General features: G+C 61.0%; 21 protein-coding genes. 11 read left to right on the forward strand and 10 right to left on the reverse strand.

Annotated elements, in window-relative coordinates; all coding sequences use genetic code 11:
- Nucleotides 1-1,024: 1,024 nt before the first annotated feature.
- From MUM_RS0103390 to MUM_RS0103400, 3 genes are all read right to left on the reverse strand, one after another.
- Nucleotides 1,025-1,924: a hydroxymethylglutaryl-CoA lyase gene (locus MUM_RS0103390; RefSeq protein WP_010166950.1), complete on the reverse strand. Its 900-nt coding sequence runs from the start codon at nt 1,922-1,924 to the stop codon at nt 1,025-1,027.
- Between the two features lie 12 nt (nt 1,925-1,936).
- Complete coding sequence (locus MUM_RS0103395) at nt 1,937-2,335, reverse strand: MerR family transcriptional regulator (RefSeq protein ID WP_010166953.1); 399 nt, start codon at nt 2,333-2,335, stop codon at nt 1,937-1,939.
- A 67-nt stretch (nt 2,336-2,402) separates the two neighbouring features.
- Nucleotides 2,403-3,338 (reverse strand): LysR family transcriptional regulator, encoded by a 936-nt coding sequence (locus MUM_RS0103400; protein WP_010166954.1) that lies wholly within the window; start codon nt 3,336-3,338, stop codon nt 2,403-2,405.
- 150 nt (nt 3,339-3,488) lie between these two features.
- Here MUM_RS0103400 and MUM_RS0103405 point away from each other — a divergent pair, with 150 nt between their 5' ends.
- Nucleotides 3,489-4,718, forward strand: a complete 1,230-nt coding sequence (locus MUM_RS0103405) for an acyl-CoA dehydrogenase (protein ID WP_010166957.1) — start codon at nt 3,489-3,491, stop codon at nt 4,716-4,718.
- A gap of 196 nt (nt 4,719-4,914) precedes the next feature.
- On the opposite strand, the gene MUM_RS0103410 is transcribed toward MUM_RS0103405, so the two are convergent.
- A complete protein-coding gene (locus MUM_RS0103410) occupies nt 4,915-6,255 on the reverse strand; it encodes a substrate-binding domain-containing protein (RefSeq protein ID WP_029615765.1) in 1,341 nt (446 codons plus the stop codon).
- A 97-nt stretch (nt 6,256-6,352) separates the two neighbouring features.
- Nucleotides 6,353-7,165, reverse strand: a complete 813-nt coding sequence (gene xthA, locus MUM_RS0103415) for an exodeoxyribonuclease III (RefSeq protein WP_010166961.1) — start codon at nt 7,163-7,165, stop codon at nt 6,353-6,355.
- 179 nt (nt 7,166-7,344) lie between these two features.
- On the opposite strand from xthA, the gene MUM_RS0103420 reads away from it, so the two are divergent.
- From MUM_RS0103420 to MUM_RS0103450, 7 genes are all read left to right on the forward strand, one after another.
- Nucleotides 7,345-7,995, forward strand: a complete 651-nt coding sequence (locus tag MUM_RS0103420) for a GNAT family N-acetyltransferase (protein ID WP_010166963.1) — start codon at nt 7,345-7,347, stop codon at nt 7,993-7,995.
- Nucleotides 7,996-8,059: 64 nt separating this feature from the next.
- A complete protein-coding gene (locus MUM_RS0103425; protein ID WP_010166965.1) occupies nt 8,060-9,787 on the forward strand; it encodes an autotransporter assembly complex protein TamA in 1,728 nt (575 codons plus the stop codon).
- Nucleotides 9,787-13,458 (forward strand): translocation/assembly module TamB domain-containing protein, encoded by a 3,672-nt coding sequence (locus MUM_RS0103430; protein WP_010166967.1) that lies wholly within the window; start codon nt 9,787-9,789, stop codon nt 13,456-13,458. The genes MUM_RS0103425 and MUM_RS0103430 overlap by 1 nt, the downstream gene beginning before the upstream one ends.
- Nucleotides 13,459-13,603: 145 nt before the next feature.
- Entirely contained in the window at nt 13,604-14,077 is a 474-nt protein-coding gene (locus MUM_RS0103435) for a MarR family winged helix-turn-helix transcriptional regulator (protein WP_010166969.1), read from the forward strand.
- Complete coding sequence (locus tag MUM_RS0103440; RefSeq protein ID WP_010166971.1) at nt 14,074-15,537, forward strand: efflux transporter outer membrane subunit; 1,464 nt, start codon at nt 14,074-14,076, stop codon at nt 15,535-15,537. The genes MUM_RS0103435 and MUM_RS0103440 overlap by 4 nt, the downstream gene beginning before the upstream one ends.
- A gap of 15 nt (nt 15,538-15,552) precedes the next feature.
- The gene (locus tag MUM_RS0103445; protein WP_010166973.1) at nt 15,553-16,770 is read left to right on the forward strand and encodes an HlyD family secretion protein; all 1,218 of its coding nucleotides are present in this window, start codon (nt 15,553-15,555) and stop codon (nt 16,768-16,770) included.
- Nucleotides 16,771-16,834: 64 nt separating this feature from the next.
- A complete protein-coding gene (locus tag MUM_RS0103450; RefSeq protein WP_010166975.1) occupies nt 16,835-18,367 on the forward strand; it encodes a DHA2 family efflux MFS transporter permease subunit in 1,533 nt (510 codons plus the stop codon).
- A 133-nt stretch (nt 18,368-18,500) separates the two neighbouring features.
- Here MUM_RS0103450 and lpxH read toward each other — a convergent pair whose 3' ends face one another.
- Both lpxH and MUM_RS0103460 read right to left on the reverse strand, forming a co-directional pair.
- Nucleotides 18,501-19,250, reverse strand: a complete 750-nt coding sequence (gene lpxH / locus MUM_RS0103455) for a UDP-2,3-diacylglucosamine diphosphatase (protein WP_010166977.1) — start codon at nt 19,248-19,250, stop codon at nt 18,501-18,503.
- The gene (locus tag MUM_RS0103460; protein ID WP_010166979.1) at nt 19,247-19,750 is read right to left on the reverse strand and encodes a peptidylprolyl isomerase; all 504 of its coding nucleotides are present in this window, start codon (nt 19,748-19,750) and stop codon (nt 19,247-19,249) included. Before MUM_RS0103460 ends, lpxH begins: the two co-directional genes overlap by 4 nt.
- A gap of 246 nt (nt 19,751-19,996) precedes the next feature.
- On the opposite strand from MUM_RS0103460, the gene MUM_RS0103465 reads away from it, so the two are divergent.
- Nucleotides 19,997-21,697: a glutamine--tRNA ligase/YqeY domain fusion protein gene (locus MUM_RS0103465; protein WP_010166981.1), complete on the forward strand. Its 1,701-nt coding sequence runs from the start codon at nt 19,997-19,999 to the stop codon at nt 21,695-21,697.
- Between the two features lie 18 nt (nt 21,698-21,715).
- On the forward strand, nt 21,716-23,104 hold the full coding sequence (gene cysS, locus MUM_RS0103470) for a cysteine--tRNA ligase (protein WP_010166983.1): 1,389 nt from the start codon (nt 21,716-21,718) through the stop codon (nt 23,102-23,104).
- A gap of 92 nt (nt 23,105-23,196) precedes the next feature.
- Here the strand turns inward: cysS and MUM_RS0103475 are convergent, their stop codons facing one another.
- The gene (locus MUM_RS0103475) at nt 23,197-23,748 is read right to left on the reverse strand and encodes a dihydrofolate reductase family protein (RefSeq protein WP_010166985.1); all 552 of its coding nucleotides are present in this window, start codon (nt 23,746-23,748) and stop codon (nt 23,197-23,199) included.
- Between the two features lie 161 nt (nt 23,749-23,909).
- Here MUM_RS0103475 and lepB point away from each other — a divergent pair, with 161 nt between their 5' ends.
- Nucleotides 23,910-24,578 (forward strand): signal peptidase I, encoded by a 669-nt coding sequence (gene lepB, locus MUM_RS0103480; RefSeq protein ID WP_010166987.1) that lies wholly within the window; start codon nt 23,910-23,912, stop codon nt 24,576-24,578.
- An 8-nt stretch (nt 24,579-24,586) separates the two neighbouring features.
- Here lepB and MUM_RS0103485 read toward each other — a convergent pair whose 3' ends face one another.
- Together MUM_RS0103485 and MUM_RS0103490 are read right to left on the reverse strand one after the other, a co-directional pair.
- Nucleotides 24,587-25,174: a TetR/AcrR family transcriptional regulator gene (locus MUM_RS0103485; protein ID WP_010166988.1), complete on the reverse strand. Its 588-nt coding sequence runs from the start codon at nt 25,172-25,174 to the stop codon at nt 24,587-24,589.
- 26 nt (nt 25,175-25,200) lie between these two features.
- Nucleotides 25,201-25,953 (reverse strand): 3-oxoacyl-ACP reductase family protein, encoded by a 753-nt coding sequence (locus MUM_RS0103490; RefSeq protein WP_010166990.1) that lies wholly within the window; start codon nt 25,951-25,953, stop codon nt 25,201-25,203.
- Between the last annotated feature and the right edge of the window lie 74 nt (nt 25,954-26,027).

The following is a 26,027-nucleotide window of genomic DNA, read 5'->3' on the forward strand; positions in this document are numbered from 1 at the left end:
GGAACCCTATCGGGACAGTGTATCTGAACCCTGAAAGGGAGCTGACAGTGGTAATAAAAGCCGCGTAGTACGACGGTGAACGCGACAACTACCTTGAAAAACGCCGCGTGCCCGCTGTAGATTTTGATCTTGATGTTGCCTTTGCTTCACACCACTCAAGCCGGCCTGTAGGCCGCTGTGCTCTTGATCTGCTTTTGATCTTGATCTTAGGCGCCCCGTTAACCACGCTGGCCGAACGCAGGTAGTACGGAGCGGGTAAACCGGCAGGACGCCGGTTTAGCCGCGACGGGGCAGGGACGCCCCGTCGCGGCGGCCCGCGTAGTAATGCCGGAGTGCGGGCACACCGAGCCTAAGCGAGGTGCCGAGTGGTGGGGCAAGAGCGTTTTGCTTACTTTTGCGCTTTTCAAAAGTGAGCCGCTGTAAGAGCGGAACCCATACCAGCCGTTACCCAAAAAACGGATATACACGCAAATCACCTTCCACGAGAAAGCACAAAGGGGACCCGAAGGTCCCCTTTAATTTGTCGTTGCGTGCTCTTTTTTTATTATTGAGGGGCGGTCTGTTGTTGTTTTTGGCAACCGTGGCCCTTTACCGCTGTTTTTGGCGACCCCCATCCGGGGTCAAGAGCAAACGTATTTTTTTGAACGCTGATCTGCTTCTTCGCACGCGATCCAACCAGAGGGTAGCTACCTTGAGGTAGTTTTTTGTTCTTCTCTATCCGGTTGCGGGTTTCGGCTAGCCGTACCCTGCAAAGCACATCTTCTCCAAAAAAATCTGTTAGCTGCGTCTCTGCCGTGTTGTTTTTGTTATGTCAGAGTCGTTACGTCTTATTTTTATTAGGTTTGGTGCTTTTTATTCTTGTTATGCAATAGAGAAAGCAGGAGCCGTGCCAACTTTATAAAGTCCTTTAAAATCAATGGCTTGATTTTTTGATGGGAAATTTCTTTCAGGAAATGCGACAAAATATGTTCCCGTGTTACCCGATGTGTAGCCGCGAGGTAACACATCGTCACGGGCGCGGTACTCAGGTGGCGTTACGGGCTTTGGCCACGCGTGAACCGGTGGGGCGGCCCAATACCGTACAGATCTGCTGGCCCGCCAGAATCAGCTTGTCCATGTCGATACCCGTCTCGATGCCCAGGCCATTGAGCAGGTACAACACATCTTCAGTGGCGACGTTACCGCTGGCACCCTTGGCATAGGGGCAGCCGCCGAGGCCCGCGATAGAGCTGTCGAATACCTGGATACCTTCCTCAAGGCTGGCGTAGATATTGGCGATGGCCTGGCCATAGGTGTCGTGAAAATGCCCGGCCAGCTTGTCCCGTGGCACCTGCGCGCCGACCACCTCGAACATCCGCCGGGTGGCGCCCGCCGTACCGGTGCCGATGGTGTCGCCCAGGGACACTTCATAGCAGCCCATCGCAAACAGTTCCCGGGCTACCGCCGTCACTTGTTCCGGCGCGACCTGGCCTTCGTACGGGCACCCCAACACGCACGACACATAACCCCGCACGCTCACGCCGTGCTGCCGGGCCGCGTCCATGATAGGCGCGAAGCGCTCCAGGCTTTCGCTGATGGAACAATTGATGTTGCGTTGGGAGAACGCCTCGGACGCTGCCGCAAACACCGCGACTTCCTTCACACCGGCGGCCAGGGCATCTTCAAAGCCCCGCAGGTTTGGCGCCAGCGCACCGTAGGTCACCCCGGGCTTGCGCTGGATCTGCGCAAACACCTCGGCGGACCCGGCCATTTGCGGCACCCACTTGGGCGACACAAAACTGCCGACTTCGATGTAGCCCAGGCCGGCGGCGCTCAGGGCGTCCACCAATTGCACCTTGTCGGCGACGCTGATGGGTTGCGCTTCATTCTGCAGGCCGTCGCGGGGGCCGACTTCCACCAGGCGCACATGAGAGGGGAGGGACATGGCAGCTACCTTTTATGAATGGCCAACCTGGCTCTGAATGGTCTGTTCCAGCGCCTGGGTGCAACGCTCTTCGGCGGTGTCCAGTTCCAGTTTCATCTGTTCGATGTCCAGCAACTGTTGCTCCAGCTGTTCGCGGCGCTCGGCGATTTTCGCCAGCATGCTGTGCAGCTGTTTCTGATTGCCGCTGGTGGGGTCGTAGAGTTCGATCAGCTCCCGGCACTCGGCCAGGGAGAACCCGATGCGTTTGCCCCGCAGGATGAGCTTCAGGCTGACCTTGTCCCGCGGCGAATAAATACGCTCCTGGCCCCGGCGTTCCGGGGACAGCAGGCCTTGTTCTTCATAGAAGCGAATGGCGCGGGTGGTGATATCGAGCTCGCGGGCGAGGTCGGAGATGCTGTAGGTCGTGCTCATGGGGGCGCTCAAGGAGTGTCTTGAGCGTTAAGCTAAAGGTTGCTTGACGTTAACGTCAAGCAACACATCACGCCTGCTGCTTATCCAGCTTCTTCTCATGAGCCGTCACCTGCTGGCACAACTCGATCATTTGCTCGCGCATCCAGCGGTTGGCGGGGTCTTGGTCGGTGCTTTCGTGCCAGTACAAATGGGTTTCCACCATCGGCACATCGTTCACCGGCAGGTTGAACCAGTGCAGTTCATGGCGCCGGGCAAAGCGCTCCGGCACGGTCATGACCATGTCGGTCTGCTGCAGCACTTGCGAGGCCATCAAATAATGTTGGGAGCGCAGGGCGATCTTGCGTTGCAGGCCCATCTTGCCCAACGCCAGGTCCACGTGGCCCAGGCCATTGCGCCGGCTGGAGATATGAATGTGCGTCAGGGACAAGTAGTCATCGAGGGTGAGCTTTTCCTTGCCCGCCATCGGATGGCCCTTGCGCATGGCACACACGTAGCGGTCTTCCATCAGCTTGACGTGGCGCACTTGCGGGTCGGTGTTGAGCGGCGCATCCACGGCAAAATCCAGGCGACCGGCGGCCAGTTCCTTGGTAGTTTCCCGGCGTTTGGACAGGAAGCTCTCGATCACCACCGTCGGCGCCAGGCGGCGCAGGCGCTGGAACAGCGGCGGCAGAATCACCGCTTCGGTAAGGTCGGTCATGCTGATGCGGTAGGTCTTGGCGGCCTGCTGCGGGTTGAAAATCCGGCTTTCCTGCACCGACACCCGCAGCAGCGACAGCGCATTGCGCACCGGGCCGATGATGTTCTGGGCCATGGGGGTGGGCACCATGCCCTGGGCAGTGCGCACGAACAGCGGGTCGTTGAACGTCTCCCGCAGGCGTGCCAGAGCGTTCGACACCGCTGGCTGGGTAATCCCGACAATCTGCCCGGCGCGGGTCAGGTTGGCTTCGGTGTAGATCGCGTCAAAGACGATGAAAAGGTTGAGGTCGACCTTGCTCAGATTCATTTCGCTGCGCTCTTATTGTTAGGTGTCCATACGCCGATCATATATCGGTGATGAATGTTAATACACGCCGAGAATAGGTTAGGTAAATTATCAGCGCTGATCTAGCATCAATTTCATGACCTAAACAACCTTCCAAAAAGGGAGCTGCTCATGGATTTCGCCTATTCGCCCAAGGTTCAGGAACTGCGTGAACGCGTCACCGCCTTCATGGACGCTTACGTCTACCCGGCCGAGCCGGTGTTTGAACGCCAGGTCAGCGAAGGAGATCGCTGGCAGCCCACCGCAGTCATGGAAGAGTTGAAAGCCAAGGCTAAAGCCGAAGGCCTGTGGAACCTGTTCCTGCCGGAGTCCGAACTGGGTGCCGGCCTGACCAACCTCGAATACGCACCCCTGGCCGAAATCATGGGCCGCTCCTTGCTGGGGCCGGAGCCGTTCAACTGCTCCGCACCCGACACCGGCAACATGGAAGTGCTGGTGCGCTACGCCAACGAAGAGCAGAAACAACGCTGGCTCGAACCGTTGCTGCGGGGCGAGATTCGTTCGGCGTTCGCCATGACCGAGCCGGACGTGGCTTCTTCCGATGCCACCAACATGGCTGCCCGTGCGGTACGTGACGGCGACGAGTGGGTGATCAACGGCAAAAAATGGTGGACCTCCGGCGCCTGCGACCCGCGCTGCAAGATCCTGATCTTCATGGGCCTGAGCAACCCGGATGCGCCGCGCCACCAACAGCACTCAATGATTCTGGTACCGGTGGATGCGCCCGGCGTGAAGATCGTGCGCCCGCTGCCGGTGTTCGGCTACGACGACGCGCCCCACGGCCACGCCGAAGTGCTGTTTGAAAACGTCCGTGTGCCGTACGAAAACGTGCTGCTGGGCGAGGGCCGGGGCTTTGAAATTGCCCAGGGCCGCCTTGGCCCGGGCCGTATCCACCACTGCATGCGCTCCATCGGCATGGCTGAGCGTGCCTTGGAGTTGATGTGCAAACGCTCTGTCAGCCGTACCGCCTTCGGCAAGCCGTTGGCCCGTCTTGGAGGCAACATCGACAAGATCGCCGACTCGCGGATGGAAATCGACATGGCGCGCCTGCTGACCCTGAAGGCCGCCTACATGATGGACACCGTGGGCAACAAGGTCGCGAAAAGCGAAATCGCGCAGATCAAGGTGGTGGCGCCGAACGTGGCGTTGAAGGTGATCGACCGGGCGATCCAGATCCACGGCGGGGCGGGTGTTTCCAACGACTTCCCGCTGGCCTACATGTACGCCATGCAGCGCACCCTGCGCCTGGCCGACGGCCCGGACGAAGTGCACCGGGCAGCGATCGGCAAGTTCGAGATCGGCAAGTATGTACCGCGGGAGATGATGCGCAGCGGGCAGTAAAACCGAGGCTCGCAGTGTTTTTGCGGCAAAGGCGCTTTTGTGGCGAGGGGGCTTGTCCCCCGTTGGGCTGCGCAGCAGCCCCCAAACCTGCCGCCACACTCTGCCTGAAAGAATGCGGGTGGACTTATGGGGCTGCTGCGCAGCCCAACGGGGGACAAGCCCCCTCGCCACAGAAACCTTCTGTTACTTCAGCATCTCAGTAAACCCAAACCTCCACCCGCCGGTTCTTGATCCTCCCCTCATCCGCCGTATTTGCCGCCACCGGCATCTCGGCGCCAAAGCCGCGGATATCCCTCAGCACCACGCCACTTTTAACCAACTCCCTGCGCACCGCCATCGCCCGCAGTTTCGACAGCAGCGCCGCTCGCTGCGCATCATTTTTGGCATCCCCAAACCCCACCAGCGTTACCTGCTTGTCCAGCTTGCGGTGGCTCTTTATATAAGCCACCACACGCGTCAAGTCTTGGCGCGCCTTGTTGTCGAGGCTGGCGCTGCCTTCCTCAAACCGGAAGTTCACGGTCAGCCGTTGTGCCTGCCGGGCAATCCCCTGGTAATCCTCGGGCATCGGCGCGCGCGGCTCCACGGTCATGGCCTGCACCTGCTGTGCGATAAACCCGTTGGCGGCGACGATCGCCTGGCCCTTGCTGCTTTGCGCAAAGTCCACCAACGCCTTGGCCCACGGATTCTGCGCAACCGGCGGCAGATAGAAAAACAACCGGCGTGACAACGGGTAATCCTCGGTGGCAATCAGGCTGTTCAACGGCAGCATGGGCTGCGAGTCACCGTCGACAATGGCCACTGCCTTGGCCTGGCGCACGTAGGGCAGCCCGATAAAGCCGATGCCCTGGGGATCGTGGCTGACCGCATCCGACAACTGCTCACTGGACTCGAACCGTTTGGCGCTGGCCTCCAGGGATTTGCCGCGGCGGCTGAGCACCAACTCCTTGAACGTATCGTAGGTGCCGGATTGATCATCCCGCGCGTACACCTGAATCTTGCCGCCGATACCGCCCAGTTGTTCCCAGGTCGAGACGTCGCCGCTGAAAATCTGCGCCAGTTGCTCAGTGTTTAATGTATTCAGCGGGTTGCGCGGGTTGAGGATGATCGCCAGGCCATCAATCGCGATGACTTGTTCGGCGTCCGGGCTTTTCAGGTCGCCCAGGGGCTCCAGCTCCACCAACTCACTGTCTTTTATCGGCCGAGACGACGCCGCGAGGTCGGCGTTGGCTTTTTTCAGTGCGGCGAACCCGGTGCTGGAGCCATGGGCGGCCACTTCTATCGTCACCTGTTGGCCCTGGCGAGTCTTGCCGACGATCTGCTGTTCGTTGGCTTGGTCAGACGGCTCGCTGTGCACGCCTTGCAAACCTTGTTGCTCCATCAGTCCCTTGACCAGCGCCGGGCCCAGTGCCGCGCCGATGGTGTTGGAACCCTGGATACGCAAGGCCGGGCCGTGATCGGGGAAGGGCAGCGGGGTGGAAAAGGCGGTGAGGGGGAATGCGCTGAGCAGGGCCAGCAGGGATAGAACGCGCAGCATCATGCCGGCACCTTCTCAAGCCAAAGGGAGTGCCGCGAGATTAAGTCAGGCAGGTTGCATAAATATGACGAGGGCCGGTTTCCCGGCCCTCTGTGCCAGATCAGCTCAGTTCCAGCCAGATCGGCGCATGATCGGAGGGTTTTTCCATACCGCGCAGGTCGTAGTCCACACCGGCGTCCTTCACCCGCGGCAACAGGCCTTGGGAGGCCATGATCACGTCGATCCGCAGCCCGCGCTTGGGCTCGTCTTCAAAACCGCGGCTGCGGTAATCGAACCAGCTGAAGCGGTCGGCGACGTCCGGGTTGAGGTGACGGAAGCTGTCCACCAGGCCCCAGTTCTTCAGGCGTGCCATCCACTCGCGCTCTTCCGGCAGGAAGCTGCACTTGCCGGTTTTAAGCCAGCGCTTGGCATTGTCGGCACCGATGCCGATGTCGCAGTCTTCCGGGGAAATATTCACATCGCCCATCACCACCACGGCCTGGTCATTGCTGAACTGCGACTCCAGCAAGGTTTGCAGGTCTTCGTAGAAACGTTGCTTGGCCGGGAACTTGGTAGGGTGGTCGCGGCTTTCGCCCTGTGGGAAATAGCCGTTCATGATGGTAATCGGGTTGCCGTTGGCATCGGCGAAGGTGCCCCAGATAAACCGGCGCTGGGCGTCTTCTTCGTCACTGGCAAAGCCTTTATGCAGCGCCAGCGGTTCCTGGCGCGAGAGCAGGGCAACACCATAGTGGCCTTTCTGCCCGTGGTAATACACGTGATAGCCCAGGGCCTTGATCTCATCCAGCGGGAACTGGTCGTCGTGGACCTTGGTTTCCTGCAGGCCGATCACGTCCGGCTGGTGTTTCTCGATCAGTGCCGCCAGCTGATGAGGGCGGGCGCGCAGCCCGTTGATATTGAAAGAGACGATTTTCATGGTCGGCAGTCCAGTCTGGCAAAAGGGCGATGCTAGCCGACAAGTCGGACGGGGGCCAGCGTGGCGGTAGGAGTTGGGCACTGCTAAGGTCTGAAAGGAGGGAACGAGTCGGTTGCTGTGGGCTCGTACTAACAAGAGCGCAACCTTTTTGAGTCAGCGCCCAGGGGAGATTCACTGTTATGCCTGACACCTCGACTGCCATCGCCCAGATTCACATGCTCGACAGCGGCTATTCCCGCGAAGCCCGTTCCCTGCTGTACCAGGCCTATCGCCATGAGCCGACGTTCGCCTACATCTTTGAAGCCGAACGTCCCGGCTACGAACAGCGGGTGCGCGCCACGGTGCGTGAGCTGGTCAAGCAGCACTTCTTCCAGAACCTGCCGGCTATTGGCCTGCTGGTCAACGACCGGTTGATCGGCATCGCCCTGATCGCGCCGCCCACGCGACGCCTGGGCATTACCGAAAGCTGGGCCTGGCAATTGCGCATGTGGCTGAGCACCGGGGTGCGTGGCACCCGGCGCTACCTGGAATATCACCAGGCCGTGTTGGCGTGCCTGCCCTCGGACTCGGTGCATGTGCTGCCGCTGCTGGGGATTCACCCGCAATTCCAGGGCAAACACTACGGCGAGCAATTGCTCGAAGCGGTTCACAACTGGTGCGCCGAAGACCCGCATTCTTCCGGTGTGGTGTTGGACACGGGGAATTCTCGCTACCTGGAGTTCTATAAACGCCAGGGCTATGAAGAGATCGGCGAGGTGGCTGTAGGACCTGTCCTGGAGCACGTTTTCTTTCACGCAAATCCGCAGGTGTTACAGGCTGCAACGGTTTAAGACAGAATTATTCAGACAAATCCGGGTTCTAACCCGCTCCCAAGCTCGTGTAGCATCCCGGCCTATGAAGTTTCCAGGAAGATTTACCAGCGGCTTGATTCTGCTGTTCACGAGCTGCGGCGCCTTGGCGCAAAGCGAATTGGATGTGCGCATCAAACCTTCAAACGACGCGTTGAAAGCCAACATCGAAGGCTATATCGGCGGGGTCGGCGATCGTGACGAAGAAGCCCTGCAACGGTTCAGCCGTGGCGCCGAGGAGCAGGCCCGCAAGGCCGCCCAGGCGTTGGGTTTCTACCAGCCGCAGATCGCCAGCGATGTGAAGGGCGGCAAGAACCCGCGCCTGATCCTCACCATCGACCCCGGCGAACCGGTGCATTTGCGCAATGTGACTATTAGGGTCGATGGCCAGGCGGCCGACCTCAAAGCCTTTCGCGTGCCCGGCAGCGACGAACTCAAACCCGGTGCCGTGCTCAACCATGGCAATTACGAAGACGCCAAGCGCGTTATCCAGAACCAGGCGTCACGCTACGGCTTTTTCAGCGGGCGCTTTACCAGCCAGAAACTCTCGGTCGACCCCAAGGCGGGTGTGGCCGATATCGAACTCATTTATGACAGTGGCTCACGCTACACCTTGGGCAAGGTCAGCTTTGCCGGCGATACGCCGTTTGATGAAGACCTGCTGCAACGCATGGTGCCGTTCAAGAGCGGCGCACCCTACGACTCCGAACTGATCGCCGAACTCAACCAGAACCTGCAAGGCAGTGGCTTTTTTGAAGGCGTGCGCGTGGACGCCGCTCCCGCCGCGTCGACTAACGACGTGATTCCTGTGGCCGTGCAACTCGAAACCCGCAAGCCCCGCACCATGGGCCTGGGCCTGGGTTACTCGACCGACGTCGGGCCGCGTGGCAAGGCCAACTGGACGCGCCATTGGGTCAACCCCCAGGGCCACAGTTATGGTTGGGAAGCCGAGCTGTCGGCGCCCCGGCAGAACGTCGGGCTGTGGTACGACATTCCCCTGGACCCGCCCCTGACCGACAAACTGCGTTTCGCCGGTGGCTACCAGAATGAAGAAATCGCCAACACCGACACCTTGAGTAAATTGCTCACGCTCGGCCCCGAGTGGCACAGCAAGTTGCCCAGCGGCTGGACGCGGGTGATCTCGCTCAAGTGGCAGCGCGAAGAATATCGCCTGGGCAACGACTCGGGCCTGAGCACGCTGCTGATGCCGGGCATCAGTTACTCCTATCTGCGCAGTGACAACCGCATCGACCCGCACAACGGCTATCGCCTGTTGTTCGACGCCAAGGTCGCCAAGGAAGGGCTGGGTTCCGACACCAACCTGCTTTACGGCACGGCGACGATCAAGGGCCTGACCACGTTGTGGGACAACCACCGCTTCCTGGCCCGCGCGCAGTTTGGTGGCAGTGCCACCAACGGCTACAAATCCGTGCCGCCGTCGTTGCGCTTTTTTGCCGGTGGCGACCAGAGCGTGCGCGGTTATGAGTACCAGACCCTGTCGCCGGAGAATGACCGTGGCGACCGCATCGGTGGCCGCTACATGGTGGCCCTGAGCGCCGAGTATCAATATTCCATCGCCGAAAAATGGCGGATCGCGACCTTTATCGACCAAGGCAACTCGTTCAACACCCTGGAAATGCCGAGCCTGAAAACCGGTGTGGGTGTGGGCGTGCGCTGGGTGTCGCCGGTCGGTCCGATCCGCCTCGACCTGGCCCATGCCCTCGAAGATCCGGGCGGCATTCGTTTGCACTTTTCCATGGGGCCTGAGCTGTGATGCGTGGTTTGAAAATAGCGGGGCTGGCCGTGCTGGCGGTCCTCGCGGTGATAGTGCTGGCGCTGTGGACAGTGCTGGGTACCCAAGTCGGCAGCCGTTGGGTGCTGGGCCAGGTGCCGGGGTTGACCGTGGAAAATTTCCAGGGTCGCCTGGGCGGGCAGTGGAGTGCCGACCATCTGTTATGGCAACAAGACAGCAGTCGCGTAGAGCTGCAAGCACCGAAGTTCGACTGGTCGCCGGCGTGCCTGATGCGCATGACGGTGTGCATCAACCAACTGGATGTGGAGCAGGTGAGCCTGCAATTTCCACCCAGCGCGGAAGAAAGCAGCGGCCCGATCACCCTGCCGGACCTGAAATTGCCGGTCGCCCTTCAGTTGGGTGACATCCGCGTCGGCAGCCTGCTGTTCAACGGCAGCGAAGAACTCCAGGGCCTGCAACTGGCGGCGCACTGGACCGCTGCCGGCATGCAGATTGACTCGGTGCACCTGCAGCGGGACGGCCTGGTGCTGGATCTATCCGGCCTGCTGCAACCTACCGGCAACTGGCCGTTAACCGCCAGCGGCAACCTGAGTCTGCCCTACGCCCCGGGCGGTGCGCCCTGGACGCTGGCGCTCAAGGTCGATGGCGATTTGCTCAAAACCCTCAAGCTCGACGCCGACAGCAGCGGCTACCTGCCGGCCAAGCTCAGCGGCGAATTACAACCCCTGGTGGAAAACCTGCCGGCGCAGTTGCACATCACCGCCGATGGCTTCAAACCCAGCGCCGACTTGCCCGATACCCTGCAACTCAATCAGTTGGACCTGACGGCCAAGGGCGACCTGAGCAACGGTTACCAGTTGCTGGGCAAAGCCGTCCTTCCGGCGGAGAAAGGCCCGGTGGACTTGCTGCTGCAAGGCAAGGTCGACGCCAAGGGCGCGCAGATCGCCGGGTTGGACTTGAATGCCGGTGACCAGCAAAGCCTCAAGCTCAGTGCCAATCTGGACTGGCAGCAAGGCTTCAGCGCCGACGCGAAAATCGACTGGCTGGATTTCCCCTGGCATCGCCTGTACCCGGTCATTGACGAACCTCAAGTAGCCTTGCGTACCTTCAATGGCGAAGTTTCCTACAAGGACGGCAACTACCTGGGCAACTTCAAGGCCGACCTCGACGGCCCGGCAGGCAAGTTCAGCCTGGCCAGCCCGTTCAGTGGCGACCTCAAGCAAGTGTTCCTCCCCGAGCTGAAACTCGCCGCCGGCCAGGGCAAGGCCGAGGGCCACCTGAACCTGCAATTTGCCGACGGTGTTGCCTGGGACGCGGCACTCGACCTGTCGGCCATCAACCCGGCGTACTGGGTTGCCGAGCTGCCCGGCACCCTCGCTGGCCCGCTGCGCAGCAAGGGTGAAATGAAGAACGAGCAGCTCAAGCTCAACGCCGACCTCGACCTCAAGGGCCGCCTGCGCGGCCAACCCGCCGTGCTCCAGGCCAAGGCCGAAGGCGCAGGCGAGCAGTGGACCCTCGGCACCCTGGACATCCGCCTCGGCGACAACCGCATCTACGGCAGCGGCAGCCTGCAACAGCGGCTGGCCGGGCAGGTCGACATCAAGCTGACGCGCCTCGCCCAACTCTGGCCGCAACTGCGCGGGCAAATGAACGGGCGCCTCGACGTCGCCGGTACCCTGCACGCGCCCCAAGGCAAGCTCAACCTGGTTGGCCAACAGATCGCGTTTGAAGACAATCGCCTGCAAAACCTGACCTTGGATGCAAACCTCGATAACGCCCAGCGCGCCAAAATCGACCTGAAAGGCAGTGGCATCCAGGCCGGTGAAACCCAGGTCGGCACCTTCACCGCCAGCGCCCAGGGCGATATCAAAAACCAGAAAGTCCAGCTCGACCTGGCCGGCCCGCTGCTCAAGCTGGCCCTGGCCCTGGACGGCAACCTCGACAAAGGCAACTGGCGCGGGCGCCTCGCCAGCGGCGATGTGCAGGCGGGTGGCCAGGACTGGAAGCTGCAAGCCCCGGCTAAAATCGAGCGCATGGCCGATGGCAAGCTGACCTTTGCTGCCCACTGCTGGGTATCCGGCTCGGCGAGCCTGTGTGGCGAAGACCAGCGCCTGATGCCCGAACCCAAGCTGCGTTATCACCTCAAGCAGTTCCCCATCGACAGCCTGGCGGCGTTTTTGCCGAAAGACTTCGCCTGGCAGGGCAAGCTCAATGCCGACGTGCAACTCGACCTGCCGGCCAGCGGCCCCAAAGGCGTGGTGTCGGTGGATGCCAGCGGCGGCACCTTGCGGGTCAAGGACAAGGACCAGTGGCTGGACTTCCCCTACGACACCCTGAAGCTGGAAACCACCCTCAACCCCACTCGCATCGATACCCAGCTCAACTTCCGGGGTGGCAAGCTTGGCGAGTTGCTGTTGCAGGCGCAGATCAATCCGCTGCCGAAGAACAAACCGATCACCGGTAACTTCACTCTGACCGGCCTCGACCTCGCCGTGGCCCGGCCGTTTGTGCCGATGGTCGAGAAGCTCAACGGCAAGCTCAACGGTAACGGGCGCATCGGCGGCGGCCTGCTGGCGCCTCAGGTCAACGGCAGCATCAACCTGGTGGGCGGCGAAATCTCCGGTCCGGAACTGCCCACCAGCTTCGAAGGCCTGAATATCCAGGCGCTGATTGCCGGCGAAAGCGTGCAGCTCAATGGCGGCTGGCGCAGCGGCAAAGCCGGGCAGGGCACTATCAAGGGCCAGATCGACTGGGGCCAGGCCCTGGCGGTGGACATCGCGCTGCAAGGCACGCAACTGCCGGTCAGCGTAGAACCGTACGCGGCCCTGGAAGTGGCGCCCGACCTGAAAATCAGCATGAAAAACGACAAGCTGGCGATCTCCGGCAAGGTGCAGATCCCCAAGGGCGAGATCACCGTGCGCGAACTGCCGCCGTCGACGGTCAAGGTCTCGGATGACACGGTGATCGTCGGCAGCCAGACCGAAGAGGGCAAGCCGCCGATGGCCATGGCGATGGACATCGATGTGGAGGTGGGCAAGGACAAGTTGAGTTTCGCCGGCTTCGGCCTCACCGCCAACCTGCAAGGCCACGTGCACATCGGCGACAACATGGACACCCGTGGCGAACTCTGGCTCAACGACGGCCGCTACCGCGCCTACGGCCAGCGCCTTACGGTGCGCCGCGCGCGGTTGCTGTTCGCCGGGCCGATTGACCAGCCGTACCTCGACATCGAAGCCATCCGCCAGACCGACGACGTAACTGCCGGTATCCGCCTGAGCGGCAGCGCCGAGCAGCCCACCACGCAGATCTTCTCGGAACCGGCCATGAGCCAGGAACAGGCGCTGTCCTACCTGGTACTGGGCCGACCGCTCAGCACCACCGGTGAAGACAACAACATGCTGGCCCAGGCAGCGTTGGGCCTCGGGTTGATGGGCAGCGCCGGGGTCACCTCGGATATTGCCAAGAACCTGGGCATCCAGGATTTCGAACTCGACACCCAGGGCAGTGGCAACAACACCGCTGTGGTGGCCAGCGGCAAAATCTCGGAGAAGCTCAGCCTGCGTTATGGCGTGGGGGTGTTCGAACCGGCCAACACCATCGCCTTGCGCTATTTGCTGAGCAAGAAGGTGTACCTGGAAGTGGCCAGCGGTGTGGCCAGCTCCCTGGATATTTTCTACAAGCGGGATTTCTGATCCGTACACATTAAAGGTGGGAGCCCGGCTCCCACCATTTATCCGCTAATTAGCAAGCAACCTAACTATTCGTTTGACATTCGCTGCCTAGGCAGTAACATCGTGACATACATTCACTGCTTAGGCAGTTAATAGGTTGGTCACGATGAAGCACTTCACCCCCGAAAACTTCCACAACTGCCACCTCGGCCTGCTGCTGGGCCGTGCTGCGCTGCTCAAAGACAAGATCATCGACACCCACATGGAACCCCACGGCATTACCGCCGCGCAGTTCAAGGTGTTGATCATCATGGCCCAGTACGGCGTCGACACCCCCGCCGAGCTGTGCCGCAACCTGTCGTTGGACAGCGGCTCCATGACCCGCATGCTCGACCGCCTGGAACAAAAGGACCTGCTGGCGCGCAAGCGTTCCGAGCAGGACCGGCGCCAGGTGCAGTTGGTGCTGACCCCGGAAGGCCAGCGCGTGGCCGACATGCTGCCGGAGATCGGCGCCCAGGCCCTGAACCAATTGGCGGGTGCGCTGGAGCCGGGTGAATTGCAAACCCTGGAAAAAATCTTGAAGAAAATTCTGATAGCTGCGGGTGACCCCATCACCATTCAGCGGGTAGGTAGTGCATGAACAATCGCTCCTTGCGTGCCGGCCTCAGCCTTGTGCTGGTGGCCATGACTATGGCCGGTTGTGCCAATTTCAGCGGCTTGAACACAGAAGGCAAACGCCTCGAAGCCAATAACCTGCAAACCGGCAAATCCCTCAGCGGTGTGACGTTGTCGAGCGCCGCCTGGCCCACCGCCGACTGGTGGAAAAGCCTTGGCGACCCACAACTCGACGGCCTGATCCAGGAAGCCCTGCAAAACAGCCCCGACATGCAAGTGGCCAGCGCCCGTGCCCATCAGGCCGAAGCCGCCGCCTATGCTGCCGACGCCGAGCGCATGCCGACCCTGGACGCCAGCGCCGGTGTCAGCCGTTCGCGCCTGGCCAAGGACCAGGACCCATTGGGCCAGGGCGATGCGTACGCCACCGTGCGTAACATCGGTGCCAGCTTCAATTACAACTTCGACCTGTGGGGTGGCCAGCGCGCTGCCTGGGAGGCGGCACTGGGCCAGGCCCGCGCTGCCGAAGTCGACCAACAGGCTGCGCGCCTGACCCTGGCGGCCAACGTCGCCAAGGCCTACAGCGACCTGGGCCAGGCCCATATCGTGCGTGACCTGGCCAATGATGACCTCAAGCGCACCCGGCAAATGCTCGACCTGGGCCAGCGTCGCCTGAACTCCGGGATCGACAGCCAGTACCAGTACCAGCAAACCGAAAGCCTGGAAGCCAGCTCCCAGTCGCAACTGATCGATGCGGAAAAACAACTGCAGAGCGCCAAGATCGCCCTCGCCGTGTTGCTCGGCAAAGGCCCGGACCGCGGCAGCGAACTGGTACGCCCCAACGTGCTCAAGCCGAGTGCCGTTGCCGTGCCGTCGGTGTTGCCTGCCGAGTTGGTGGGCCGTCGTCCGGACCTGATCGCCGCGCGCTGGCGTGTGGAGGCGGCGAGCAAGAACGTCGCGGCCAGCAAGACCCGTTTCTACCCCAACCTCAACCTGAGCGCGAGTGCCGGGGCCGAGTCGTTGCTGGGGGATGCGATGTTCGGTTCGGCCAGCCGCTTCTTCAGCATTGCGCCGACGATCTCGCTGCCGATCTTCGACGGCGGCCGCCTGCGCGCCGACCTCGATGCCCGCGACGCCGACTACGACCTGGCCGTGGCCCAGTACAACAAAACCCTGGTGCAAGCCTTGGGCGACATCGGCAACACCCTCGTGCAATTGCGCGAGACCGGCCGGCAGATCCAGGCCCAGCAACACGCCGCGGACATTGCCCAGCAGTCCTACGACACCGGGGTCCAGCGTTACAGCTCAGGTATCGGGAATTACCTGGACGTGCTCAGCATCGAACAACAACTTCTCCAGGCCCAACGTCAGTTGGCCACCCTGAATGCCGAGCAAATCGATCTTTCGATTCAATTGATGCAGGCCCTGGGCGGCGGTTTCCACGCCGATAACGTGGCCTCGACCACCCCAGCCACGCGCACTGAATAATTCAAGGTACTTGTCATGGCCACTGCCGAAACCAGCAACAACGCTCCTGAAACAAACAAGGGTGAACAACCCAACACCAGCAACCCGCGCAAACGCAAAGTCATGCTGTTTGTCCTGGCGCTGATCGTCATTCTCGGCGCCGTGGGCGTGTGGGGTTGGTACGAATTCTATGGCCGCTTCAGCGAAAGCACCGACGACGCCTACGTCAACGGCAACGTGGTGGAAATCACCCCGCTGGTGACCGGCACCGTGGTGAGCATTGGCGCCGACGATGGCGACCTTGTCCATGAAGGCCAGGTACTGATCAACTTCGACCCGAACGATGCGGCCGTGGGCCTGCAAAGTGCCCAGGCCAACCTGGCCCGCACCGTGCGCCAGGTGCGGGGCTTGTACAGCAACGTCGATGGCATGAAAGCCCAGGTACTGGCGCAACAAGCCAACGTGCAAAAGGCTCAGGACAACTACAACCGCCGTAAAAACCTCGCCGCCGGCGGGGCGATTTCCCAGGAAGAACTGTCCCACGCCCGTGACGACCTGACCTCGGCGCAGAACGCCTTGGCCAACGTGCAACAACAGTTCAAGACCACCAGCGCCCTGGTGGATGACACGGTGATTTCGTCCCACCCGGACGTGCAGGCCGCCGCCGCGCAGTTGCGCCAGGCTTACCTGACCAACGCCCGCAGCACCCTGATCGCACCGGTCACTGGCTATGTGGCCAAACGTACCGTGCAACTGGGCCAGCGGGTTCAGCCGGGCACCGCGCTGATGGCGGTAATCCCGCTGGATCAACTGTGGATCGACGCCAACTTCAAGGAAACCCAACTGCGGGATATGCGTATCGGCCAGCCGGTGGATATCGAGTCTGACATCTACGGCAGCGACGTGAAATTCAGCGGCACCGTCGACAGCCTTGGCGCGGGTACCGGCAGCGCGTTTGCCTTGCTGCCGGCGCAGAACGCCACCGGTAACTGGATCAAGATCGTACAACGGGTACCGGTGCGCATTCATGTGAACGCCGAAGAGTTGGCCAAGCACCCGCTGCGAGTGGGCTTGTCCACCGTGGTCAACGTCGACCTGCATGACCAGAGCGGCCCGGTACTGGCCCAGCAGGCGCCGCAAAAGGCCTCGTTCACCACCAACGTGTACGACCGCCAGTTGGCTGAAGCCGACGCCATGATCACCCAACTGATCCATGACAACAGCGTTGCCGCTCCCAAGGCTGCCCAGCGCTGATTCGCCAATCCATCAGCCGCGGCCCCGGCGGCCGTAGCGCCCATCATGTTGCACAGGATTCGCGATGAGTAACGCTAACGCCTCCTTCACGCCGCCCAGCTTGCTGATGGCCACCATCGGCTTGTCCCTGGCGACCTTCATGCAGGTGCTCGATACCACCATCGCCAACGTGGCGTTGCCGACGATTTCCGGCAACCTCGGCGTGAGTTCGGAGCAGGGCACCTGGGTGATCACCTCGTTTGCCGTGAGCAACGCGATTGCGCTGCCGCTGACCGGCTGGCTGAGCCGTCGCTTCGGCGAGGTGAAGCTGTTTTTGTGGGCCACCATCCTGTTTGTGCTGGCCTCGTTTCTCTGCGGTATTTCCACCTCGATGCCCGAACTGATCGGCTTCCGGGTGCTGCAAGGCCTGGTCGCCGGCCCGTTGTACCCGATGACCCAGACGCTGCTGATCGCGGTCTATCCCCCCGCCAGGCGCGGCATGGCCCTGGCGTTGCTGGCGATGGTCACGGTGGTGGCGCCGATTGCCGGGCCGATCCTCGGCGGCTGGATTACCGACAGCTACAGCTGGCCGTGGATCTTCTTTATCAACGTGCCCATCGGCATCTTTGCGGTGATGGTGGTGCGTTCCCAACTGAAGAAACGCCCGGTGGTCACCAGCTACCAGCCGATGGACTACGTCGGTCTGCTGAGCCTGATCGTCGGCGTCGGTGCCTTGCAGATCATCCTCGACAAGGGCAACGACCTGGACTGGTTCGAGTCGAACTTCATTATCATTGGCGCGGTGATCTCGGCCATCGCCCTGGCGGTGTTCGTGATCTGGGAAATGACCGACGAGCACCCGGTGGTCAACCTGCGGCTGTTCGCCTACCGCAACTTTCGTATCGGTACGATTGTGTTGGTGCTGGGGTATGCGGGCTTCTTCGGGATCAACCTGATCCTGCCGCAATGGCTGCAAACCCAGATGGGCTACACCGCCACCTGGGCGGGCCTGGCGGTGGCGCCAATCGGGATCCTGCCGGTGCTGATGTCGCCGTTTGTGGGCAAGTACGCGCACAAGTTCGACCTGCGCCTGCTGGCCGGGCTGGCGTTCCTCGCGATTGGCTTGAGTTGCTTTATGCGGGCGGGCTTCACCAATGAAGTCGACTTCACCCACATCGCCCTGGTGCAACTGTTCATGGGCATCGGCGTGGCGTTGTTCTTCATGCCGACCTTGAGCATCCTGATGTCCGACCTGCCGCCGGCACAAATCGCCGACGGTGCGGGCCTGGCCACGTTCCTGCGGACCCTGGGCGGCAGCTTTGCGGCGTCATTGACCACCTGGATCTGGATTCGCCGGGCGGACCAGCACCATGCCTACATGAGCGAGAACATGACCACCTACGACTCGGCCACCCGTGATGCCTTGCAGGCGCTGGGCGGGGCAGGGCACAAGGCGTATGCGCAACTGGACCAGATCCTCACCAGCCAGGCGTACATGATGTCCACCGTGGATTACTTCACGCTGCTGGGGTGGATGTTCATGGCGTTGATCGTGATTGTGTGGCTGGCGAAACCACCGTTTGCGGCGAAGGCGGGGCCGGAGGCTTCGGGGCACTGATCGAAAGGCCGAGCTCGGTCAATGTGGGAGCTGGCTTGCCTGCGATGCAGACACCTCGGTACATCAGGTACACCGAGGTGATGCTATCGCAGGCAAGCCAGCTCCCACATTTGATCGGTGTTGTGTCTGCGAGTCAGGCGCCGGGCAGTGCCAATTGTGGATTGACGAAGTCAAAGGCTGCCAACGCAAACCCTTGCTCATCCACCTGCAACGCCCACCCTTGCTTGTCCCAATCCCCCAGCACAATGCGCTTGGCCGCCTGCTCGCCAATCTGCAACTTGTGAATCGCCGGGCGGTGGGTGTGCCCATGCACCAGGGTGCGCACGCCGAACTGCTGCATCACCCTTGGCACTTCCTCGGGCGTCACATCGACAATGTCGTTGGCCTTCATCCGCACCTGGGCGCTGCTTTCACTGCGCAGCTTGCGCGCCAGCTTGTGCCGCGTGCGCAAGGGCAGGTGCCGCAGGATGAACAGGGTGATGGGGTTACGCAGGATGCGGCGCAGCTTCATATAGCCGACGTCGCGGGTACACAGGCTGTCGCCGTGCATCAACAGCACGGGTTCGCCTGCGAGCTGCACCACACTCGGGTCCTTGAGCAAGGTGGCGCCTGCCGCTTTGCAGAACGCCTTGCCGATCAGGAAATCCCGGTTGCCATGCATGATGAAAATCTGGGTGCCACTGTCGCTCAGCTCGCGCAGAGCCAGGCAAATCGAACGCTGGAAGGGCGTCATCCCATCGTCGCCAATCCAGGCTTCAAAGAAGTCCCCCAGAATGTACAACGCCTGGGCGGAACGGGCGCGGCCGTTCAGTAAATCCAGAAACGCCCGGGTGATGTCCGGGCGCTCCTCTTCCAGATGCAAATCTGAAATCAGCAATATCACTCAACGATCTCGGCTTTCTCGACGATAACGTCTTCTACCGGTACGTCCTGGTGACCTGCCTTGCCGGTGGTTTGCACACCTTTGATCTTGTCGACAACGTCCTGGCCTTCGGTGACTTTACCGAATACCGCGTAGCCCCAACCCTGCACGTTCTTGCCGCTGTGGTTCAGGAAGGCGTTGTCGGCCACGTTGATGAAGAACTGCGCGGAGGCCGAGTGCGGCTCCATGGTACGGGCCATGGCGACGGTGTACTTGTCGTTGGAAAGGCCGTTGTCCGCTTCGTTCTGGATGCTTGGACGCTTGTCTTTCTTTTCTTTCATGCCAGGCTCGAAACCACCGCCCTGGACCATGAAGTTGCCGATGACACGGTGGAAAACAGTGTTTTCGTAGTGGCCGGCTTTAACGTACTCGATGAAGTTGGCGACGGTGATCGGCGCTTTCTCGGCGTTCAGCTCGATGACGATGTCACCGTGGTTGGTGGTCAGTTTGACTTGAGTCATGTTCACTACTCTTTCAAGGAATTCGTGGGTTTGGGCGTTTTGCGCCTTACCTGCTTGGCAAAAACCGCAACCAAGGCGCGCAGTTTAGCGTGACCTGCGGGAATTTCGAGGTGGTTTTTTACCGCCCATGCAATAAATGCAGCAGTTTTTGGCCACGCTCTGTCAGGGGCTTGACAGCATCGGCTATGATAAGCCCTTTGTTTGTCGGCCTCACCCGGCCAAGTACTTCGTCTGTTCAAGGATCCTATGAGCAAGCCCACTGTCGACCCTACCTCGAATTCCAAGGCCGGACCTGCCGTCCCGGTCAATTTCCTGCGCCCGATCATCCAGGCGGACCTGGATTCGGGCAAGCACACGCAGATCGTCACCCGCTTCCCGCCTGAGCCCAACGGTTACCTGCACATCGGCCACGCCAAGTCGATCTGTGTGAACTTCGGCCTGGCCCAGGAGTTCGGTGGCGTCACGCACCTGCGTTTCGACGACACCAACCCGGCCAAGGAAGACCAGGAATACATCGACGCCATCGAAAGCGACATCAAGTGGCTGGGCTTCGAATGGTCCGGCGAAGTGCGCTATGCCTCCAAGTATTTCGACCAGTTGTTCGACTGGGCTGTCGAGCTGATCAAGGCCGGCAAGGCCTACGTCGACGACCTGAGCCCCGAACAGGCCAAGGAATACCGTGGCACCCTGACCGAGCCTGGCAAGAACAGCCCGTTCCGCGACCGTTCGGTGGAAGAGAATCTGGACTGGTTCGCCCGCATGCGCGCCGGTGAGTTCCCGGACGGCGCCCGTGTACTGCGTGCCAAGATCGACATGGCCTCGCCGAACATGAACCTGCGCGACCCGATCATGTACCGTATCCGCCACGCCCATCACCACCAGACCGGTGACAAGTGGTGCATCTACCCGAACTACGACTTTACCCACGGCCAGTCGGACGCCATCGAAGGCATCACCCACTCCATCTGCACCCTGGAGTTCGAAAGCCACCGTCCGCTGTACGAATGGTTCCTCGACAGCCTGCCGGTACCGGCGCACCCGCGTCAGTACGAGTTCAGCCGCCTGAACCTGAACTACACCATCACCAGCAAGCGCAAGCTCAAGCAACTGGTCGATGAAAAGCACGTGTTTGGCTGGGACGACCCACGCATGTCGACACTGTCGGGCTTCCGCCGTCGCGGCTACACCCCGGCGTCGATCCGCAACTTCTGCGACATGGTCGGCACCAACCGTTCCGACGGCGTTGTCGATTTCGGCATGCTCGAGTTCAGCATCCGCCAGGACCTTGATGCGAACGCGCCGCGTGCCATGTGCGTGCTGCGTCCGTTGAAAGTCGTGATCACCAATTATCCGGAAGACCAGGTCGAGAACCTCGAACTGCCGCGTCATCCGCAGAAAGAAGAACTCGGCGTGCGCAAGCTGCCGTTCGCCCGTGAAATCTACATCGACCGCGATGACTTCATGGAAGAGCCGCCAAAAGGCTACAAGCGCCTGGAGCCGAACGGCGAAGTGCGCCTGCGCGGCAGCTACGTGATCCGTGCCGACGAAGCCATCAAGGACGCCGATGGCAACATCGTCGAACTGCGTTGCTCCTACGACCCGGACACCCTGGGCAAGAACCCGGAAGGCCGCAAGGTCAAAGGTGTGGTGCACTGGGTGCCGGCTGCGGCCAGCGTCGAGTGCGAAGTGCGCCTGTACGATCGTCTGTTCCGCTCGCCGAACCCCGAGAAGGCCGAAGACAGCGCCAGTTTCCTGGACAACATCAACCCTGACTCGCTGCAAGTTCTCACAGGTTGTCGTGCCGAGCCATCGCTTGGCGACGCACAGCCGGAAGACCGTTTCCAGTTCGAGCGCGAAGGTTACTTCTGCGCGGATATCAAGGACTCGAAACCAGGCGCTCCGGTATTCAACCGTACCGTGACCTTGCGTGATTCGTGGGGCCAGTGATTCTTTAAGGAAACTGTTGTGCTAACGATCTACAACACACTCAGCAAGACCAAAGAAGTCTTCAAGCCGCTGGATGGCAACAAGGTGCGCATGTATGTGTGCGGCATGACCGTGTACGACTACTGCCACATCGGCCACGGCCGCAGCATGGTTGCCTTCGACCTGGTGACCCGCTGGTTGCGCTTCAGTGGTTATGACCTGACCTACGTGCGCAACATCACCGACATCGACGACAAGATCATCAATCGCGCCAACGAAAACGGCGAGTCGTTCGACGCGCTGACCGAGCGCATGATCGCTGCGATGCACGAGGACGAGGCCCGCCTCAACATCCTCAAGCCGGACATGGAGCCGCGTGCCACGGACCATATCCCTGGCATGCACGCGATGATCCAGACCTTGATCGACAAGGGTTACGCCTACGCCCCGGGCAATGGTGACGTGTACTACCGCGTTGCCAAGTTCATGGGCTACGGCAAGCTGTCGCGCAAGAAAATCGAAGACCTGCGCATCGGTGCGCGGATCGAAGTCGACGAAGCCAAGCAAGACCCACTCGACTTCGTGCTGTGGAAAGGCACCAAGCCGGGCGAGCCGAGCTGGGAATCGCCGTGGGGCGCCGGGCGTCCGGGCTGGCACATCGAATGCTCGGTGATGTCCACCTGCTGCCTGGGCGAGACCTTCGACATTCATGGTGGCGGCAGCGACCTTGAGTTCCCGCACCACGAAAACGAAATCGCCCAAAGCGAAGCGGCCACCGGCAAGACCTACGCCAATGCCTGGATGCACTGCGGCATGATCCGCATCAATGGCGAGAAGATGTCCAAGTCCTTGAACAACTTCTTCACCATTCGCGACGTGCTGGAGAAATACCACCCGGAAGTGGTGCGGTACCTGTTGGTGTCGAGCCACTACCGCAGCGCGATCAACTACTCGGAAGACAACCTCAAGGACGCCAAGGGCGCCCTGGAGCGTTTCTACCACGCGTTGAAAGGCCTGCCAGCCGTGGCACCTGCGGGCGGCGAAGCGTTTGTGGCACGGTTTACCGAAGTAATGAATGACGACTTCGGCACACCGGAAGCCTGTGCAGTGCTGTTTGAGATGGTGCGCGAGATCAACCGCCTGCGCGAGAGCGATCTCGACGCGGCGGCGGGTCTTGCGGCACGTTTGAAAGAGCTGGCGAGCGTGCTGGGCGTGTTGCAGATGGAAGCCGATGACTTCCTGCAAGCGGGCGCTGAAGGGCGTGTGGATGCGGCTGAAGTGGATGCACTGATCCAGGCACGTTTGACTGCCCGGGCCAACAAGGACTGGGCGGAGTCTGACCGTATCCGTGACCAACTGACCGCGATGGGTGTGGTGTTGGAAGACGGGAAGGGCGGGACGACGTGGCGGTTGGCTGATCAGGCTTGATCGGTGATTGCTGAATGAAAAACGCCCCGACTGGTTCGGGGCGTTTTTTTGTGTGCGTACATAGATCGTTCCCGGGTGTTGGCCCGCGAGCATCAGCGCTTGCCACTGACCTCATACCGGCTTTGAACAAACCCGTTCCCCGACGCAAACGTGGCGATATGCCGAAGACCATGCTCGCCACCCACCTGGCTGAACAAGGGAATTCCCTGACCCAGTACAACCGGAATACGCGTGATGATCATCTCGTCGATCAAACCCGCCTCAAGAAACGCCTGAATCGTCTGGCCTCCGTCGATATACAGGTGTTTCATCCCGCGCTCGGCTAACTTGGCCACGAGGCGGGTCAGATCCTGGCTCACCACCTCAACCTTGCCCTTCAACGCCGCAGGTAGCTCAACCGTTTGATGAGAGAGCGCGATGACCGGCGTGCCCTCATAGGGCCACTCAGGAAAGGACAACACTTTTTCCAGGGTCTTGCGTCCCATCACCAGCGCATCCACCGTGGCGATGAAGGCTTCATAGGTCACGCCGTTCAGTTCGGCGCCTTCGTACTCTGGCCGATGAAGCCACTCAATATCACCGTCTGGCCGGGCAATAAAACCGTCGACGCTGGCTGCAATAAAGACCGAGCATTTGATATCCATGGGGGGTGACACTCCTTTTCTGTGGGCTTGAAAACAACGGCTGCCATTGGCTGGCAGCGCTAATGTTAATTTAATCTTCCGGTGTAATAAGCGACCATTGCCAAAAATAACCACGGGCTGCCCGGCCTGTGCCGATGCCCTTTTTTGTGATGCGAGGATGTATGCGCCGTTGGTTAATCCGCTACCGTTACGCAATCATTTTCTGGCTGTGCTTCGGCGTTTTTCGTACGTCCCTGGCCGACTGGAACCCGATCCCGTCCGGTTCCATGCGCCCCACATTGCTTGAGGGCGATGTAGTACTGGTCAATCGCGTGGCGTACGACCTCAAGCTGCCCCTCACCGATATTTCCCTGGCCAGGCTGGATAACCCCCGGCGGGGCGATGTGGTGACGTTCTCCTCACCCAAGGATGGCATGCGCTTGATCAAGCGCATCGTCGGCATTCCCGGCGATACCCTGGAAATGAAAGATGAAGTGCTATGGGTCAACGGTACGCCGGCCACCTACAGTAACGGGCAGGACATCAGCGAGCCCATCGCGCCTGGTCAAACGGTCCCGGGGATCAAGGTGACGGAGCGTGCGAACAGCAGCCAGCGCACGGTGCAGTTCATGCCGACAGTACGGGCGCTGCGCAATTTCGGCCCGGTGGTGGTGCCGGCCGACAGTTATTTCATGTTGGGTGACAACCGTGACAACAGCGATGACTCCCGCTATATCGGGTTCGTGCCGCGTCGGCTGTTGATCGGGCATGCCCACCATATCCTGGCGTCAGCGCAGATCCTGGACCACTGGATGCCACGACTGGGCCGATTTGGCGCGCCGATCCTGTAGTGGGCTGATCACGCTTTCGCGCTGAGAGCGCGGAGCGCGAACTCCGCGATGCGTTCCAGTTGCTCAGTCGATGCGCCGCCCTTGCTGGCGATTTTCATACCACTGAGGGTCGCCATCAGAAAATCACACGCGCCCGACAGGTCGGTGTCCGCGGCCAGTTCGCGCTGTTCCTGCGCCTGTTCCAGGGTTTGTTCAAATGCGTTGCGCAAGCGTTCGGCGCTGTGGGCGGTGAGTTGATTGATTTCATCATCGGCCTGGCCGAACTCGCAGATGGCGTTGACGCCCATGCACCCCGCCGTGCCTTCGCGCAGGGCGCGGGTGGCGAAGGATTGCAGGGTGTCATGCAGGGCCTGCAGTGGCGTCGGGCCCTGGTTGAGGCGCTCGATCAGGTCGTCGACACCGGTGCGCTGATACTCGGCCATCGCCAGCAAGTACAGCTGGCGCTTGTCGCCGAAGGTGGTGTACATGCTCTGGCGGCTCAACCCCATGGCCTGCATCAGCTCTTCCGTTGAGGCCGCGGCAAAACCCTTGTCGCAGAAAACCCGAATGGCCTCGCGCAGCACCTGGTCGCGGTCGAATGCTCTGGGTCTTGCCATGGGGTACCTCGGTTGCAGGTGATGGATCAGGCCAGGTAGCCACCGTCGATGGTCAGGCTTGCGCCGGTGACAAAGGCCGCTTCTTCGGACGCCAGGTAGGCAACCATGCCGGCAATTTCGTCGGCGGTGCCTACACGGCCCAAGGGGATCAAGCTTTTGATCATGCCCGCATGCGGCCCGTCTGCCGGGTTCATGTCGGTGCCGGTCGGGCCCGGTTGCACGTTGTTGACCGTGATGCCGCGCGGGGCGAAATCAATCGCCAGGCCGCGGATCATACCGGCGATCGCCGACTTCGTCATGCTGTAGACACTGGAACCCGGAAAGCCCGAACGCTGGGCGACCACGCTGCCGACGGTGATGATCCGGTCACCGGCCTGCATCACTGGCGAACTTGCCTTGGCGGCGGCAAAGGTGGCGCGGACGTTGACCGCAAACATCCTGTCGAAGTCCTCCAGGCTGAACTCGTCGACACTGCCCAGCTGCAGGATGCCAGCGTTGTTGACCAGAATATTCAGCGCGCCGAAACGTTCAACGGTAGCGGACACCGCCCGCTCGATCGCGACGGCGTCCGCGCTGTCGGCCTGAATCGCCAGCGCTTTGCCGCCCTCGCTTTCGACCTGGCCTACCAGTGCCAACGCCTTGTCTGCGGAGGAGGAATAGGTGAACGCAACCGCTGCACCTTCGGCAGCCAGTCGACGGACGATGGCTTCGCCAATACCGCGGGAGCCGCCGGTGACCAGGGCGACTTTGCTGCTGAAGCGAGGAGTAGGGATAGTCATGAAGGAGAGCCTGATTTTAGTGGATTAAATAATCTATTAAAAAGTATCAGGCTCGAAGAGACGCGCCAAGTTCT

It is taken from the genome of Pseudomonas sp. PAMC 25886, assembly GCF_000242655.1.
Taxonomy (GTDB): Bacteria; Pseudomonadota; Gammaproteobacteria; order Pseudomonadales; family Pseudomonadaceae; genus Aquipseudomonas.

What these genes read in the sequence shown, in the direction of transcription:
- MUM_RS0103410 (WP_029615765.1), bottom strand. Translation starts at nt 6,255, where the DNA reads ATGATGCTGCGCGTTCTATCCCTGCTGGCCCTGCTCAGCGCATTCCCC.
- xthA (WP_010166961.1), bottom strand. Translation starts at nt 7,165, where the DNA reads ATGAAAATCGTCTCTTTCAATATCAACGGGCTGCGCGCCCGCCCTCAT.
- MUM_RS0103390 (WP_010166950.1), bottom strand. Translation starts at nt 1,924, where the DNA reads ATGTCCCTCCCCTCTCATGTGCGCCTGGTGGAAGTCGGCCCCCGCGAC.
- MUM_RS0103450 (WP_010166975.1), top strand. Translation starts at nt 16,835, where the DNA reads ATGAGTAACGCTAACGCCTCCTTCACGCCGCCCAGCTTGCTGATGGCC.
- MUM_RS0103400 (WP_010166954.1), bottom strand. Translation starts at nt 3,338, where the DNA reads ATGAATCTGAGCAAGGTCGACCTCAACCTTTTCATCGTCTTTGACGCG.
- MUM_RS0103465 (WP_010166981.1), top strand. Translation starts at nt 19,997, where the DNA reads ATGAGCAAGCCCACTGTCGACCCTACCTCGAATTCCAAGGCCGGACCT.
- MUM_RS0103440 (WP_010166971.1), top strand. Translation starts at nt 14,074, where the DNA reads ATGAACAATCGCTCCTTGCGTGCCGGCCTCAGCCTTGTGCTGGTGGCC.
- MUM_RS0103445 (WP_010166973.1), top strand. Translation starts at nt 15,553, where the DNA reads ATGGCCACTGCCGAAACCAGCAACAACGCTCCTGAAACAAACAAGGGT.
- MUM_RS0103490 (WP_010166990.1), bottom strand. Translation starts at nt 25,953, where the DNA reads ATGACTATCCCTACTCCTCGCTTCAGCAGCAAAGTCGCCCTGGTCACC.
- MUM_RS0103420 (WP_010166963.1), top strand. Translation starts at nt 7,345, where the DNA reads ATGCCTGACACCTCGACTGCCATCGCCCAGATTCACATGCTCGACAGC.
- MUM_RS0103425 (WP_010166965.1), top strand. Translation starts at nt 8,060, where the DNA reads ATGAAGTTTCCAGGAAGATTTACCAGCGGCTTGATTCTGCTGTTCACG.
- lepB (WP_010166987.1), top strand. Translation starts at nt 23,910, where the DNA reads ATGCGCCGTTGGTTAATCCGCTACCGTTACGCAATCATTTTCTGGCTG.
- MUM_RS0103405 (WP_010166957.1), top strand. Translation starts at nt 3,489, where the DNA reads ATGGATTTCGCCTATTCGCCCAAGGTTCAGGAACTGCGTGAACGCGTC.
- MUM_RS0103485 (WP_010166988.1), bottom strand. Translation starts at nt 25,174, where the DNA reads ATGGCAAGACCCAGAGCATTCGACCGCGACCAGGTGCTGCGCGAGGCC.
- MUM_RS0103460 (WP_010166979.1), bottom strand. Translation starts at nt 19,750, where the DNA reads ATGACTCAAGTCAAACTGACCACCAACCACGGTGACATCGTCATCGAG.
- MUM_RS0103435 (WP_010166969.1), top strand. Translation starts at nt 13,604, where the DNA reads ATGAAGCACTTCACCCCCGAAAACTTCCACAACTGCCACCTCGGCCTG.
- MUM_RS0103395 (WP_010166953.1), bottom strand. Translation starts at nt 2,335, where the DNA reads ATGAGCACGACCTACAGCATCTCCGACCTCGCCCGCGAGCTCGATATC.
- MUM_RS0103430 (WP_010166967.1), top strand. Translation starts at nt 9,787, where the DNA reads ATGCGTGGTTTGAAAATAGCGGGGCTGGCCGTGCTGGCGGTCCTCGCG.
- MUM_RS0103475 (WP_010166985.1), bottom strand. Translation starts at nt 23,748, where the DNA reads ATGGATATCAAATGCTCGGTCTTTATTGCAGCCAGCGTCGACGGTTTT.